Source organism: Kosakonia sp., assembly GCF_032052965.1.
Classification (GTDB): Bacteria; Pseudomonadota; Gammaproteobacteria; order Enterobacterales; family Enterobacteriaceae; genus Kosakonia.
Genome location: NZ_DAMBVN010000007.1, coordinates 101,478 through 117,043, shown reverse-complemented (window position 1 = coordinate 117,043; position 15,566 = coordinate 101,478). Strand labels below are relative to the sequence as shown.

General features: G+C 54.6%; 9 protein-coding genes. 7 read left to right on the top strand and 2 right to left on the bottom strand.

All coding sequences use genetic code 11. The features are described from left to right. The first annotated feature begins 68 nt into the window (after positions 1-68). Together glgA and glgP are read left to right on the top strand one after the other, a co-directional pair. A complete protein-coding gene (glgA, locus tag RTX30_RS11120) occupies positions 69-1,502 on the top strand; it encodes a glycogen synthase GlgA (RefSeq protein ID WP_312689718.1) in 1,434 nt (477 codons plus the stop codon). Between the two features lie 19 nt (positions 1,503-1,521). Beyond that, positions 1,522-3,969, top strand: a complete 2,448-nt coding sequence (gene glgP / locus RTX30_RS11115) for a glycogen phosphorylase (protein ID WP_312689716.1) — start codon at positions 1,522-1,524, stop codon at positions 3,967-3,969. Positions 3,970-4,011: 42 nt separating this feature from the next. Here the strand turns inward: glgP and glpD are convergent, their stop codons facing one another. Then, positions 4,012-5,517 carry a glycerol-3-phosphate dehydrogenase gene (glpD, locus tag RTX30_RS11110; RefSeq protein ID WP_312689714.1) on the bottom strand — a complete coding sequence of 502 codons (1,506 nt, stop codon included), beginning with the start codon at positions 5,515-5,517 and terminating at the stop codon, positions 4,012-4,014. 189 nt (positions 5,518-5,706) lie between these two features. Here glpD and glpE point away from each other — a divergent pair, with 189 nt between their 5' ends. Genes glpE through RTX30_RS11095 form a run of 3 tightly spaced genes read left to right on the top strand, consistent with a single transcriptional unit; the run spans position 5,707 to position 7,700 of the window. Further along, entirely contained in the window at positions 5,707-6,036 is a 330-nt protein-coding gene (gene glpE, locus RTX30_RS11105; protein WP_312689712.1) for a thiosulfate sulfurtransferase GlpE, read from the top strand. 57 nt (positions 6,037-6,093) lie between these two features. Further along, positions 6,094-6,924 (top strand): rhomboid family intramembrane serine protease GlpG, encoded by an 831-nt coding sequence (gene glpG / locus RTX30_RS11100; protein WP_312689710.1) that lies wholly within the window; start codon positions 6,094-6,096, stop codon positions 6,922-6,924. Between the two features lie 17 nt (positions 6,925-6,941). Continuing rightward, positions 6,942-7,700 carry a DeoR/GlpR family transcriptional regulator gene (locus tag RTX30_RS11095; RefSeq protein WP_312689708.1) on the top strand — a complete coding sequence of 253 codons (759 nt, stop codon included), beginning with the start codon at positions 6,942-6,944 and terminating at the stop codon, positions 7,698-7,700. 28 nt (positions 7,701-7,728) lie between these two features. On the opposite strand, the gene malT is transcribed toward RTX30_RS11095, so the two are convergent. Further along, positions 7,729-10,434: an HTH-type transcriptional regulator MalT gene (gene malT, locus RTX30_RS11090; protein ID WP_312689706.1), complete on the bottom strand. Its 2,706-nt coding sequence runs from the start codon at positions 10,432-10,434 to the stop codon at positions 7,729-7,731. Positions 10,435-11,050: 616 nt separating this feature from the next. Between malT and malP the strand changes: the two genes are divergently transcribed. Continuing rightward, positions 11,051-13,444 carry a maltodextrin phosphorylase gene (gene malP / locus RTX30_RS11085; RefSeq protein ID WP_312689705.1) on the top strand — a complete coding sequence of 798 codons (2,394 nt, stop codon included), beginning with the start codon at positions 11,051-11,053 and terminating at the stop codon, positions 13,442-13,444. Between the two features lie 9 nt (positions 13,445-13,453). Continuing rightward, positions 13,454-15,535 (top strand): 4-alpha-glucanotransferase, encoded by a 2,082-nt coding sequence (gene malQ, locus RTX30_RS11080; protein ID WP_312689704.1) that lies wholly within the window; start codon positions 13,454-13,456, stop codon positions 15,533-15,535. The last annotated feature ends 31 nt before the right edge of the window (positions 15,536-15,566 follow it).

Below are 15,566 nucleotides of genomic sequence, written 5' to 3'. Positions count from 1 at the left end.
GAAGGGTTCCGCGCGCTGTTTTCCCGCTAATGGCTTCGCTAACCGGGTGGTTTTGAACAGGAGCGATAATGCAGGTTTTACATGTATGTTCTGAGATGTTTCCGTTGCTGAAGACCGGAGGTCTTGCGGATGTAATTGGCGCATTACCTGCGGCGCAGATTGCCGGTGGTGTTGATACTCGCGTATTGCTTCCCGCGTTCCCTGACATTCGACGCGGTGTGACCGATGCAAAAGTGGTGAGCCGCCGCGATACGTTCGCCGGGCGCATCAACCTGCTGTTTGGTCATTTTAATGGGGTGGGGATTTACATGATCGATGCGCCGGATCTTTACGATCGCCCCGGCAGCCCATACCACGATACCAATCAGTTTGCTTACCCGGATAACGTGTTGCGTTTCGCGCTATTGGGCTGGGTGGGGAGCGAAATGGCCAGCGGGCTTGATCCGTTCTGGCGCCCCGATGTGGTGCACGCCCATGACTGGCATGCCGGGCTGGTGCCTGCCTACCTTGCTGCGAACGGTCGTCCGGCGAAATCTGTCTTTACGGTGCACAACCTCGCTTATCAAGGCATGTTTTATGCACACCATATGAATGACATCCAACTGCCATGGTCATTCTTTAACATGCACGGACTGGAGTTCAACGGGCAGATCTCGTTTTTGAAAGCAGGGCTGTATTACGCCGACCATATTACGGCCGTCAGCCCAACGTATGCCCGGGAGATTACCGAACCGCAGTACGCCTATGGAATGGAAGGGTTGCTGCGCCAGCGCCAGTTAGAAGGCCGCTTAAGCGGGATTCTTAACGGTGTGGATGAAAAGATTTGGGACCCGTCGACAGACCTGCTGCTGGGCGCGCGTTACACCCGGGATTCGCTGGAAGAAAAAGCAGAGAACAAGCGTCAGTTGCAAATCGCCATGGGACTGAAGGTCAACGACAAGGTGCCACTGTTTGCAGTGGTGAGCCGTTTGACCAGCCAGAAAGGGCTGGATTTAGTGCTGGAAGCTTTACCGGGGCTGCTGGAGCAGGGGGGGCAACTGGCCCTGCTTGGTGCGGGCGATCCGGTGTTACAGGAGGGGTTCCTCGCCGCGGCGGCTGAGCACTCCGGTCAGGTTGGTGTGCAGATTGGTTATCATGAAGCTTTCTCGCATCGCATTATGGGTGGCGCCGATGTGATTCTGGTGCCGAGCCGTTTTGAGCCATGCGGTTTAACACAGCTGTATGGCCTGAAGTACGGAACCTTGCCGCTGGTTCGTCGTACCGGTGGCCTGGCGGATACCGTTTCCGACAGTTCGCTGGAGAACCTGGCTGATGGTATTGCCAGTGGTTTCGTCTTCGAAGACAGTAATGCCTGGGCGCTGCTTCGTGCGATCAGGCGTGCTTTCGTGTTGTGGTCCCGGCCTTCGCTGTGGCGCTATGTCCAGCGTCAGGCAATGGCCATGGATTTTAGCTGGCAGGTCGCAGCGCAGTCGTACCGCGATCTTTACTTTCGGTTGAAATAGTTTTCCAGGAATCACTCCTATGAATGCACCTTTTACTTATGCTTCACCGACGTTAAGTATTGAGGCATTAAAGCACTCGATTGCTTACAAACTGATGTTCATCATTGGTAAAGATCCGGTCATCGCGAATAAACACGAATGGCTGAACGCAACGCTGTTTGCGGTGCGCGATCGGCTGGTGGAGCGCTGGCTGCGTTCCACCCGCGCGCAGCTCTCTCAGGAGGTGCGTCAGGTCTACTACCTGTCGATGGAGTTCCTGATTGGCCGCACGCTCTCGAATGCGCTGCTTTCACTCGGTATTTATGACGATGTGAAAAATGCGCTTGAGGAGATGGGGCTGGATCTGGAAGAGTTGATCGATGAAGAGAACGACCCCGGTCTGGGCAATGGCGGTCTTGGCCGACTGGCGGCCTGCTTCCTGGATTCGCTGGCGACGCTGGGCTTGCCGGGGCGTGGTTACGGTATCCGCTACGACTACGGCATGTTTAAACAGAACATTGTTGATGGGCGTCAGAAAGAGTCGCCAGACTACTGGCTGGAGTACGGTAACCCGTGGGAATTCAAACGCCATAATACGCGCTATAAAGTCCGGTTCGGCGGCCGTATTCAGCAAGAGGGCAGAAAGAGCCGCTGGGTTGAAACCGAAGAGATCCTTGCGGTGGCTTACGACCAGATTATCCCCGGCTATGACACCGACGCCACCAACACGCTGCGACTGTGGAATGCACAGGCCAGTAGCGCCATCAACCTGGGTAAATTTAACCAGGGGGATTACTTCGCGGCGGTGGAAGATAAAAACCACTCAGAAAACGTCTCACGGGTACTCTACCCGGATGACTCTACCTACTCCGGGCGCGAGTTGCGTTTGCGCCAGGAGTACTTCCTGGTTTCGGCGACGGTGCAGGATATTCTGAGCCGCCACTACCAGTTGCACCAAACGTATGACAACCTGGCGGATAAGATAGCTATCCACCTCAATGACACTCATCCGGTGTTGTCGATCCCCGAACTGATGCGATTGCTGATTGATGAGCATAAATTTGAGTGGGACGAGGCGTTTGAAGTCACTTGCCAGGTATTCTCTTACACCAACCATACGCTGATGAGTGAGGCACTGGAGACCTGGCCGGTAGAAATGCTGGGCAAAATCTTACCGCGCCATCTGCAAATCATCTTTGAAATTAACGACTACTTCCTGAAAACACTGCAGGAGCAGCATCCTAACGATATTGAGCTGTTGGGACGGACATCGATTATTGATGAAGCCAGCGGTCGCCGGGTGCGTATGGCTTGGCTGGCGGTTGTGGTCAGTCATAAAGTTAATGGTGTTTCGGAGCTGCATTCCAACCTGATGGTGCAGTCGTTGTTTGCCGACTTTGCCGAAATCTTCCCGATGCGCTTCATCAACGTTACCAACGGCGTAACGCCGCGCCGCTGGCTGGCGCTGGCCAACCCGTCGTTGTCGGAAGTGCTGGACGAAAATATCGGCCGTACCTGGCGTACCGACCTCAGTCAGCTCAGCGAGCTGGAGCAACATATTGACTACCCGACGGTAAATCAGGCGGTGCGTCATGCCAAGCTGGAGAATAAAAAACGGCTCGCCAATGTCATCGGTCAGCAGCTCAATGTGGTGGTAAATCCGAAGGCGCTGTTTGATGTGCAGATCAAGCGTATTCATGAGTACAAACGTCAACTTATGAACGTGCTACATGTGATCACCCGCTATAACCGCATTAAAGCCGATCCGACGGCAGAGTGGGTGCCGAGGGTGAATATTTTCGCTGGCAAGGCGGCCTCGGCATATTACATGGCCAAGCACATTATTCACTTGATTAACGATGTCGCGCAGGTGATCAACAACGATCCGGACATCGGCGATAAGCTGAAAGTGGTGTTCATTCCTAACTACAGTGTCAGCCTGGCTCAGGTAATTATTCCCGCGGCGGATCTCTCTGAGCAAATTTCGCTGGCGGGTACGGAGGCTTCCGGTACCAGTAACATGAAATTTGCCCTGAACGGCGCGCTGACTATCGGTACGCTGGATGGCGCAAATGTGGAGATGCTGGAGCATGTCGGTGCAGAAAATATCTTTATCTTCGGCAATACGGCAGATGAAGTGGAAGAGCTGCGCCGTAAGGGCTACAAACCGCGTGAATACTACGAGAGCGACCCGGAGTTGCACCAGGTCCTGACGCAAATCGCGACCGGGCAATTTAACCCGCAAGATCCGGGGCGTTACCGTGATCTGGTGGATTCGTTAATCAACTTTGGCGACCACTATCAGGTATTGGCGGATTACCGCAGCTATGTTGACTGCCAGGACAAAGTGGACGAGCTGTATAAACATCCTGAGGAGTGGACGACCAAAGCAATGCGCAATATCGCCAATATGGGGTACTTCTCATCTGACCGTACTATCCAGGAGTATGCAGAAAACATCTGGAATATCAAACCGGTCCGTCTGTAGTCAGCAGAAAACCTCTCCCCGGTGGGGAGAGGTTTTTGGTAATTAAGAGGCCAGCGACAGTTCCGCTTTATTATGACGGGTCAGCCACTGTGCTACGCGCGATTGCTCTTCTGCGTTTAACCACATGCCCAGTTTGGTCCGGCGCCAGATGGCATCATCCAGACGGCGCACCCATTCATGCTCAACCAGGTAGCGCAACTCCGCTTCATACAGCTCGTGACCGAAATGCTCACCCAAATCCTCAATGCTGTTGGCATTGGCGAGGATCAGTTCGCTGTTGCTACCATAAGTACGGGCGTAATGGCGTGCCTGCGACTCACTGATAAATGGATAGCGGCGGCGCAGTTTTGCGGCAAAATCACCGCGATCGCCTGCTAAATCGCCGCCCGGCAGTACACACTCTTTGGTCCACGCCGGGCCAATGCCTTTGTAATACGGCGACAGTTTTTCCAGCGCGTGTTCAGCCAGTTTACGGTAGGTGGTGAGCTTACCGCCAAAGACCGACAACAGCGGAGCTTTGCCATTATCGTCATGGATATCCAGCGTATAATCGCGGGTGATGGCCTGCGGGGAGTCTGACTCATCATCACACAGCGGACGTACGCCAGAATAGGTCCAGGCGATATCTTCGCGGGTCAACTGTTTCTTAAAGTGGCCGTTGTAGACTTTGAGCAGGTAGTTAATCTCATTCTCGTCGATCTCAACCTTTTTCGGGTCGCCTTTATATTCCACATCGGTGGTACCGATAATGGAAAACTCATCCATCCACGGGATCACAAACACAATGCGTTTGTCTTCGTTTTGCAGAATGTAAGCCTGCTTCTGTGAATGAACGCGCGGGACCACAATGTGGCTGCCTTTGATCAAACGGATACCATAAGGGGACGGCAGATGCATACCATCATCAAAGAACTGTTTCACCCACGGGCCAGTGGCGTTAACCAGACCGCGCGCCTGCCAGCTCTGTTTTTCCCCGGTATCGATATCTTCCGCTTCGACAATCCACATACCATTTTCACGGCGCGCGCTGGTGGCGCGTGTGCGGGTTAAGACCTTACCACCTTTACGCTCGACCATTTGCGCATTGGCGACGACCAGTCGCGCGTCGTCCACCCAGCAGTCAGAATATTCGAAACCGCGCACGATTTCTGGTTTCAGTACCGATTCTGCGCCAAAACGCAAACCAGCCGAAGCCGGTAAGCTGGTACGTTTACCCAGGTGATCGTACATAAACAGGCCAATACGAATCATCCATGCCGGACGCAAATGCGGGCGATGCGGCAGACGGAAGCGCATCGGGAAGGCGATATGCGGCGCCATTTTTAACAACACTTCACGTTCGGCAAGCGCTTCGCTTACCAGCCGGAATTCATAGTGTTCAAGGTAGCGCAGCCCACCGTGGATTAATTTGGAGCTGGCGCTGGAGGTCGCACAGGCGAGATCCTGTGCTTCCAGCATCAGCACAGATAAACCACGCCCTGCGGCGTCTGCCGCGATACCGGCACCGTTGATGCCCCCACCTATCACAATCAGATCTTTGGTTTCCATGCTGCCCTCACGCACTTTCGTTATAGCTCAAAAATGTTCGATATCGCTCATAATAGCAAATGAACGCGCCTTTGGTAACATCAAAAAAACAATTTAGAGTGATATGCATAACATAATGGCGTTTACCTGCCGTCACGACGTACACTTGACGGCAGAATAGCCATCACCTGTGTCAATTAAGAGAATGTCATGGAACACTTTGAGTGCATTAACGTAGAAGAAACCCATCAAAAACTGCAGCAGCATCAGGCAGTACTGGTGGATATCCGCGATCCGCAAAGCTTTGCCATGGGCCATACGCCGGGTGCATTTCACCTGACCAACGACACGTTAGGCGCGTTTATGCGCGATAACGACTTCGACACGCCGGTTATGGTGATGTGTTACCACGGCAACAGCAGCAAAGGCGCAGCGCAATATTTGCTCCAGCAGGGTTACGACAAGGTATATAGCGTGGATGGCGGTTTTGATGCCTGGCATCGCCATTTCCCGGCTGAAGTGGCGCACGGCACGCTTTAGGCCTCCCGCCTCTCTCGCTATACTGTCTCTCTTTGTATGGATTAAGCGACGCCAGCCATGTTAATGATTACCTCTTTTGCTAACCCTCGCGTCGCCCAGGCGTTTGTTGACTATATGCAGACCCAGGGTGTGATCCTGACCATTCAACATCATGCGCAAAGCGACATCTGGCTGGCGGATGAGAGCCAGGCTGAGCGCGTGCGGGCAGAGCTGGCGCGGTTTATGGAAAACCCGTCCGACCCGCGCTATCTGGCAGCAAGCTGGACATCCGGGCAGACAGACAGTGGTCTGCATTACCGTCGTTTTCCGCTGATGGCGGCCCTGCGCGAGCGGGGTGGGCCATTGACGTTGCTCATTGCCGCGCTCTGCGTCGTGGTGTTTGTACTGATGAGTATCGTTGGCGATCAAACCGTGATGATGTGGCTGGCCTGGCCCTGGGATGACAGTGTGCAGTTTGAGGTCTGGCGCTACTTCGCACATGCGGTAATGCATTTTTCGCTGGTGCATATCATCTTTAACCTCTTTTGGTGGTGGTATCTTGGCGGAGCGGTAGAAAAGCGTCTCGGCAGCGGTAAGCTGCTGGTGATCACCCTTATCAGCGCGCTACTGAGTGGTTTTATCCAGCACAAGTTGACCGGCCCGTGGTTTGGCGGTTTATCCGGTGTGGTTTATGCGTTGATTGGCTATGTCTGGCTGCGTGGCGTGCGTGACCCGCAGCCGCAAGTGGCATTGCCGAATGGCTTGTTTATCTTTACCGTGGCATTGATGGTGGCCGAATGGTTCGGTTTGACCGGCTTCGCCATTGCCAGCGGAGCACATACCGCCGGGCTGGTGATCGGCCTGGCGATGGCGCTGGTGGATTCGCAGAATGTGCGAAAACGAACATAATTCTTCAGGGACAATTCATGAAACAAACACAGCGTCATGACGCGATTATTGAACTGGTTAAACAACAGGGATATGTCAGTACCGAAGAGCTGGTCGAACAATTTTCCGTAAGCCCGCAGACTATTCGCCGCGATCTGAACGATCTGGCGGATCAGAATAAAATTCTGCGCCATCATGGCGGCGCGGCGTTGCCGTCCAGTTCTGTGAACACCTCGTGGCACGATCGCAAATCCACCCAGACGGCGGAAAAAGAGCGTATCGCCCGTAAAGTCGCCGAGCAGATCCCCAACGGCGCGACGCTGTTTATTGACATTGGCACCACGCCTGAAGCCGTGGCGCACGCGCTGCTCGATCACAGCGATTTACGCGTGGTAACCAATAACCTCAACGTCGCCAATACGTTAATGAAGAAAGATGACTTCCGCGTGATCCTCGCTGGCGGGGAATTACGCAGCCGCGACGGCGGCATTGTTGGCGAAGCTACCCTTGATTTTATTTCCCAGTTCCGTCTCGACTTCGGCATTCTGGGCATCAGCGGTATTGATGCAGACGGTTCATTGCTTGAGTTTGATTACCATGAAGTGCGCACCAAGCGTGCGATTATCGAAAATTCACGCCATGTCATGCTGGTGGTGGATCACTCGAAATTTGGCCGCAATGCGATGGTCAATATGGGCAGTATCAGCATGGTAGATGCGGTTTATACCGATACCATGCCGCCGTCAGGCGTGATGCAGGTGATCACCAGCAGTAATATCCAGCTTGAGCTTTGTTAAGCGCGAACGTGTCTGACGGCACCCGCCGTCAGACACCATAACCCATAATTTTCAACAACTGCTGGGCGTGCTGAACCGCATCCTGACGGTGAGCGACGCCGAGTTTCTGGTAGAGATTTCGAATGTGCGTCTTGATGGTGGTGGCGGCTACTGCCAGTTCGCCAGCGATCTGCTCATTGCTATAACCAGAGTAGATAAGCCCTAATACTTGCCACTCACGCTGCGTGAGCGGGCTGGTGCGGATCAGTTCCGGCACTTCAGGGTGGGTCAGCAGTCGTTCAACAAATGTTTCATCAAAGTGGGCAAATTTATGCCGGTGGTGCTGGTTAATATCCCGCAGGATACGCTGAGCGCGGTGCTGATCCAGTTCCGGCAGCGTATTAAGCTGAATTAACTGGCGCAACTGCTGCGCCATCGCTTCCCCTTCGATCACAAAATGGCTGATAAACCCGGTACGGTTGGCGAGCTGTAATGCTTCCAGCAGTACGCGCTGGGCGTCATTTTTGCGCCCGGCCTGCCAGTAAAGTTGATTCAGTAGCAGCAGGTTACGGTTAATGTCGCTCATTAGCCGCAGGCTGCGGGCGTTCTCATTCAACTCTTCCAGCACCATTTCCGCCGGTTCGAAGTCCCCCAGCAGGATCTGCGCCCGGGCGATGTTGCGCCACTGGCTTTGCAAAAAATGGTTATTGGCGAAAGCCGGTTTTGGCGTCTGGCGCAGCCACTGCGCGGCGGCTTTCTTATCGCCGGTCATTTGCCAGTAGATAACCCGTACTTTGTCAGCGTTAGATACCCAATCGCTGTGGTACTGGCCATTGCCGAGCAGGTTTTCCAGCCGGTGAAGGTGGCTGCGTGCATTGTCCAGATCCCCGCGTGCCAGCGAGTTTTGCACCACCAGCGCCAGGCATTGCAACTGCTGCTGCGGCTGTAGTGCGCTGAGCACTTCCAGCCCCTGACGCGCGGCGGCTTCGGATTCATCCAGCCGCGCCCAGGCCCACAACAGTTGGGCGCGAATACGTAACAGGAACTCGTGCATTGGCAACTGTTCCAGATGCTGTTCGCGGATCAGGATAAAACCTTTCTCCTGCATCTCCCAGGCCGCCTGCAAGAAGCCCTGCGCAAAAAGGATTTCGCTCTGCTGGATCAGACTCCACAACGCGTAATGCCAGACATCGTGGCGGCGGGCCATCTGTTCGGTCTGTTGCATGACCGACAACGAGCTGGTCAGCTCGCCCTTACAGTGCAGTACTTCGCCATGCACGGAGGTGGCAACGATGCGGCTGTAGTAATTCGCCAGCGGCAACTCTCCCAGGGCGACCATCGCCAGCCGCTCCGCTTCTGCCGGGTCGCCATCATTAATGGCCACCTGGGCGCGCAGCGCATTGAAATCACCATGCAGAGAGGAATCCATCTGCGTGGTCATCTCTTGTTCCGCGCGGGCCAGCAGCGTGTTGACTTCACCGTAGCGATGCTGGCTTTGCATGAGCCAGGCCTGCAACAGGACTAGCCGGGGATTTTCCAGCAGGCTTTCCCACGGTAGCGCTTTTAACGACTCTTCGAGCAAGCTCAGCTCACTGTGGTTAAACAGCCCCCACGCATGATGCAGCAGAATATCGCGCAGCATGACGCCATCACCTGCGGCCAGCGCATGGTGAATGGCTTCACTCGGGAACCCCTGCGCCATCCAGCTTTCCGCCGCTGCCCGGTGAATATCCGGCAGTTCTGTTGCCAGTTCCCACTGACAGCGCTGACGCAGGAAGTTGCCGAACAGCGGATGGTAGCTAAACCATTCGCCGGAGTCGTCCATCCGCTGCAAGAACAACCCCTGACGCTCGATCTCTTCGAGCCGCATTTGCCCGTTTTCTTCACCGGTGACGCGCACAATCAACGCGTCATTCATTGAACGCAGCAGTGCGCTTTTGAGCAGGAAGTGACGGGTGCTGACATCAACGTTGTCCAGCACTTCATCGACCAGATAGTCGGAAAGGTGAGTGGCGTTGATGCCGGATAAACGGCGCGCCGACTGGTGCGGGGCGCTGTGATTTTGCCGGGCAGAGAGCGCGATGAGTTGCAGTGCCGTTGCCCAACCTGCCACGTCATCACACAGCCGACCGCTTTCAGCCGCCTCAATGGGCGAGGCCAGCCGGCAGTCGAAGAACTGTTTGGCTTCCTGGTGATTAAACGCCAGTTGCTGGCTGCCAATTTCCAGTAATTGCTCGCGCACCCGCAGGTTGGCAATGCCCAATTGTGGCAAGTTGCGCGACAGGACAATCAGCGTCAGATTTTCCGGCTGATGGCGCAGGAAAAAACGCATAGCGTCGTGGATAACCGGGTTGGTTATAAGGTGATAATCATCGATCACCAGGTAGAGCGGGCGCTGCCATTCCGTCAGTTCAACAAAAAGCTGCGAGAAGAGTGACGCCAGGCTGGCGTACTGGCGTTTTTGCGCCATTGCCTCGCTGCGCAGGCAATGGCCGCCCGTTGCCTGTTGAATGGCGGCGATAAAGTAACTGGCAAAGCGTTCCTGCTGGTTATCTCCTTCATCCAGGGAGTACCAGCCAATGTCGTTTTTACCTGCCGCCCACTGGGAAATAAGCGTTGTTTTTCCGTAACCCGCGGGGCTCGTGATCAGCGCCAGCCGATAATTGTTGGCGCCGGAAAGTTTCGCCAGCAAACGTTCACGCACCACCGTGTGGTCGAGACGAACCGGGCGACTTAATTTTGACGGAATCAACATAGTTATCACTTCACTGTGAGGCAAACAGGGGAATTGATTTTTTTTGCGCTTCGTAATTAATACTAATAAGGTCGGTCAGATGTGCATTTATTGCAAGTTATGTCCAAATCTGACGATTGTGAATTTGCACTATGTCACATTTCTTTTTCAATAATGTCTAAATTAAGCACAATATTGGCAACGAGAGGCTTACTCAGGTCTGGCGGGGTACGAGGGCTTACAGAATAAAGAGTTTTATTGCCCATAGGGCCCTGGTAAAAGTATTCATTAAACTCTGTTTTATCGCCATAAATAGCGAAGTAGGTGAAATCTTAAGCTACCGGCCCTATTATCCGCCGCTTGTTTGCCATCAGACATAATTATTTATTACTGAAACGACATTTCATTTTGTTTCTTTCCTTGCCCGGGTTAGAACATCGCCTTCCGCATGTTTTGTCCGTGTTTTGTTTGAGAAATGTGCAAAAAAGACGCTACCTTTAAGTGGCGGCGATCACAGTTTTCGCTCATCCCCGCAACTCCTCCTGGCATAATCCCCGGCGGGAGGAGGAACTCATACCCTGAGCCAGGCACACTAGCGCTAACGTCGATCTATTTCATTACAGGACCCGGATTTTTTATGTCAAAGCCAACGTTTGATAAAGCGCAATTTGAAGCGGCCCTCACGCGCCAGTGGCAGCGTACGGGGGTTGCATCTGCAACGGAAATGACACCTCATCAGTGGTGGCAGGCGGTCAGCGGTGCGCTGGCGGAACTGCTCGCCGCGCAACCCGCGCCGAAAGCGGCGAAAGCACAGCGTCATGTTAACTACATTTCAATGGAGTTTCTGATTGGTCGCCTTACCGGGAACAACCTGCTGAACTTAGGCTGGTACCAGGATGTGGCCGAGGTCCTGAACGCGCATAAAATCAATCTGACTGACCTGCTGGAAGAAGAGATCGATCCGGCGTTGGGCAACGGTGGGCTGGGGCGTCTTGCGGCCTGTTTCCTTGATTCGATGGCCACCGTTGGCCAGTCAGCGACAGGTTACGGGCTGAATTATCAGTACGGTTTATTCCGTCAGTCTTTCGTTGACGGGCAACAACACGAGGCCCCGGATGACTGGCATCGTCGGCATTATCCATGGTTTACCCATAACGAACAGCTGGACGTGCAGGTGGGTATTGGCGGGAAGGTTACTAAAGAGGGGCAGTGGCAACCGGCGTTTACGTTAATTGGCGAAGCCTGGGATCTGCCTGTCATTGGCTATCGCAACAGCGTAACGCAGCCGCTGCGCTTGTGGCAGGCAACACATGCGCACCCGTTTAACTTGACTAAATTTAACGCTGGGGACTTCCTGCGCGCTGAGCAAACGGGCATTGATGCAGAAAAGTTGACCAAAGTGCTCTACCCCAACGACAACCACCAGGCAGGCAAGAAACTGCGTCTGATGCAGCAATATTTCCAGTGTGCTTGTTCGGTTGCCGACATCCTTCGCCGTCATCACCTGGCCGGGCGTAAAGTGGCGCAGTTGCCGGACTTTGAAGTTATCCAGTTGAATGATACCCACCCGACCATTGCAATCCCTGAGCTGTTACGCGTTCTGCTTGATGAACATCAACTGAGTTGGGACGATGCATGGGCGATCACCAGCCGCACGTTTGCTTACACCAACCATACGTTGATGCCGGAAGCACTGGAGTGCTGGGATGAAACGCTGGTGAAAGCGCTGTTGCCACGCCATATGCAAATCATTAAGCAGATCAACGATAAGTTTAAAGTGCTGGTAGAGAAGACCTGGCCGGGAAACAAAGAGGTGTGGGCGAAGCTGGCCGTGGTGCATCACAAACAGGTACGCATGGCGAACCTCTGCGTCGTTGGCGGTTTTGCCGTAAATGGGGTTGCGGCGCTGCATTCGGACCTGGTAGTTAAAGACCTCTTTCCGGAATACAACCAGCTCTGGCCGGGCAAATTCCATAATGTGACGAACGGCATTACGCCACGTCGTTGGATCAAACAGTGCAACCCTCTGCTGGCGACCCTGCTGGATAAGACGCTGAAAAAAGAGTGGGCCAACGATCTTGACCAACTGATTAACCTGGAAAAATATGCCGATGATGCGGCATTCCGTCAGCAATATCGTGACATTAAACAGCAGAACAAAGTTCGCCTTGCGGCCTTTGTTAAAGCCCGCACCGGTATCATCATCAACCCGCAGGCGCTGTTCGATGTGCAGATCAAACGGCTGCACGAATACAAGCGTCAGCATCTTGGTCTGCTGCATATCATTGCGCTGTATAAAGAGATCCGTGAAAACCCGCAAGCTGACCGCGTACCGCGCGTGTTCTTATTCGGCGCGAAAGCCGCACCAGGATACTACCTGGCGAAGAACATCATTTATGCCATTAACAAAGTGGCAGACGTTATCAATAACGATGCGCAAGTTGGCGACAAGTTGAAAGTGGTGTTCCTGCCGGATTACTGCGTGTCGGCAGCAGAGAAGCTGATCCCGGCGGCGGACGTGTCTGAGCAGATCTCTACCGCAGGTAAAGAGGCCTCGGGTACCGGCAACATGAAACTGGCGCTGAACGGTGCGTTAACCGTCGGCACGCTGGATGGTGCAAACGTCGAAATTGCCGCTCAGGTGGGCGACGAGAATATCTTTATCTTCGGCAATACGGTTGAGCAGGTGAAGGCACTGAAAGCCAAAGGCTATGACCCGCTGAAATGGCGTAAAAAAGACAAACTGCTTGATGCTGTCCTGAAAGAGCTGGAAAGCGGCAAATACAGCGATGGCGACAAGCATGCTTTCGATCAAATGCTACACAGTTTGGGTAAGCAGGGCGGTGATCCGTACCTGGTGCTGGCGGATTTTGCCGCCTATGTTGAAGCACAAAAACGTGTAGATGTGCTGTATCGCGACCAGGAGGCCTGGACCAGGGCGGCGATTCTGAATACTGCTCGTTGCGGTATGTTCAGCTCTGATCGATCCATTCGCGATTATCAAACCCGGATCTGGCAGGCCAAACGTTAAGGGAGCCCGATGGAGAAAATACGTCTGGAGCAAGCCGCGCTGGCGGCGGGGATCAGCCCTGACTATATCAATGCTCATGGCAAACCGCAGTCCATTACCGTCAGTACGAAGCAGCGGCTGCTGGCGGCGATGCACCCTGCGACGGCGGTAGAGGCCGCGCCTGTTCCGCCAGTGCGGGTCTTTATCCGCGGTAAAAAGAAGACATTACCGGTGAGCGGCAAAGGTGAGTTTGCCTGGCATCTCACTCTGGAAAACGGGAAACAGTACCAGGGCAAGGCGCATGGCGGTGAGGATCTGGCGCTGCCAACCGGTCTGCCGTTGGGCTATCACACATTGACGCTGGAGCAGAAAACGCAGCGCTGGCAGTGCGGGGTAATCATTGCTCCGGCGCGGTGTTATGAACCTCCTGCGCTGCTGGAGGGGAAAAAACTGTGGGGAGCCTGCGTTCAGCTTTATACCCTGCGGTCAGAAGATAACTGGGGCATTGGTGACTTTGGCGATCTGAAAAAGATGCTCGGCGAAGTCGCCAGCCGTGGTGGGGCGTTTATAGGTCTTAATCCGATCCATGCGCTTTACCCGGCGAATCCGGAGAGCGCCAGTCCTTACAGCCCCTCTTCCCGCCGCTGGCTGAATATTATCTACATTGACGTCAATGCACTGGCGGATTTCCGCGAAAGTGAAGAGGCGCAGGCCTGGTGGGCAATGCCCACCACCCAGCAATCCCTGCGTGCCGCCCGGGATGCGGAGTGGGTAGATTACGCCACCGTAACCGCGTTGAAACTGGCGGCATTGCGCCTGGCATGGAAACGCTTTCGTGAACGCGCTGACGACGATGAGCAGGCAATGGCGTTCCGAACCTTTGTGCAACAGGAAGGTGAAAGCCTCTACTGGCAGGCCGCGTTTGACGCGCTGCATGCGCAGCAGGTGCAGGAAGATGCGTTGCGCTGGGGCTGGCCGGTCTGGCCGGAGGGCTTTCAGTCTACTTGCAGTCCGCAGGTTAGCGCTTTTTGTCAGCAGCACGCTGATGAAGTCAATTTTTATCTCTGGCTGCAGTGGCTGGCCTACACGCAGTTTGCTGAGTGTTGGGCGGTCTGCCAGCACCATGCGATGCCGATTGGCCTTTACCGCGACCTGGCGGTGGGTGTGGCAGAAGGCGGGGCGGAAACCTGGTGTGACCGTGAGCTCTATTGCCTGAAGGCCTCTGTGGGCGCGCCGCCGGACATTCTCGGGCCGCTGGGGCAAAACTGGGGATTGCCGCCCATGGATCCGCATGTGATGCGCGCCCGCGCTTACGCGCCCTTTATCGATCTGCTGCGCGCCAATATGAAGAACTGCGGCGCGTTGCGCATTGATCACGTGATGTCGATGCTGCGCTTATGGTGGATCCCCTACGGTGAAACGGCGGATCACGGGGCGTATGTGCAGTACCCGGTGGACGATCTGCTGGCCATTCTGGCGCTGGAAAGTCAGCGTCATCAATGCATGGTGATTGGCGAGGATCTGGGCACGGTGCCGGTAGAGATTGTCGGCAAGCTGCGCAGTAGCGGTGTCTACTCCTATAAAGTGTTGTACTTCGAAAACGATGCGCAAAACATGTTCCGGGCGCCGCAGACATATCCGTTGCAGTCGATGGCGGTTGCCACCACGCATGATTTGCCCACGCTGCGCGGATACTGGGAGAGCGGTGATTTAACCCTCGGTAAAACGCTCGGACTGTACCCGGATGAAGTGATATTGCGTGGCTTGTATCAGGATCGCGAGCGGGCAAAGCAGGGGTTACTGGAGGCGTTGCACCGCTCGGGTTGTTTGCCGAAACGCGCAGGGCGCACTGCGGCGCGTATGCCGATGACAGCGGTACTGAATCGCGGTATGCAGCGTTATATCGCCGACAGCAACAGTGCGCTGCTGGGGTTACAGCCGGAAGACTGGCTCGATATGCCCGGGCCGGTCAACGTTCCGGGTACCAGTTACCAGTATAAAAACTGGCGGCGTAAGCTGGCGGTGTCGCTGGAGAAAATGTTCGCCGATGAGAAGGTAAACAGGTTGATTAAAGACCTGGATCGTCGGCGTAAAGCGGCGGCGAAACGTTAATAAAAATGCCCGGTAAAACCGGGCATTTTTT

Excerpts from the sequence above, each read along its gene's own strand:
- glpG (WP_312689710.1), top strand. The coding sequence starts at position 6,094 with ATGTTAATGATTACCTCTTTTGCTAACCCTCGCGTCGCCCAGGCGTTT.
- malT (WP_312689706.1), bottom strand. The coding sequence starts at position 10,434 with ATGTTGATTCCGTCAAAATTAAGTCGCCCGGTTCGTCTCGACCACACG.
- RTX30_RS11095 (WP_312689708.1), top strand. The coding sequence starts at position 6,942 with ATGAAACAAACACAGCGTCATGACGCGATTATTGAACTGGTTAAACAA.
- glpE (WP_312689712.1), top strand. The coding sequence starts at position 5,707 with ATGGAACACTTTGAGTGCATTAACGTAGAAGAAACCCATCAAAAACTG.
- glgA (WP_312689718.1), top strand. The coding sequence starts at position 69 with ATGCAGGTTTTACATGTATGTTCTGAGATGTTTCCGTTGCTGAAGACC.
- glgP (WP_312689716.1), top strand. The coding sequence starts at position 1,522 with ATGAATGCACCTTTTACTTATGCTTCACCGACGTTAAGTATTGAGGCA.
- malP (WP_312689705.1), top strand. The coding sequence starts at position 11,051 with ATGTCAAAGCCAACGTTTGATAAAGCGCAATTTGAAGCGGCCCTCACG.
- glpD (WP_312689714.1), bottom strand. The coding sequence starts at position 5,517 with ATGGAAACCAAAGATCTGATTGTGATAGGTGGGGGCATCAACGGTGCC.
- malQ (WP_312689704.1), top strand. The coding sequence starts at position 13,454 with ATGGAGAAAATACGTCTGGAGCAAGCCGCGCTGGCGGCGGGGATCAGC.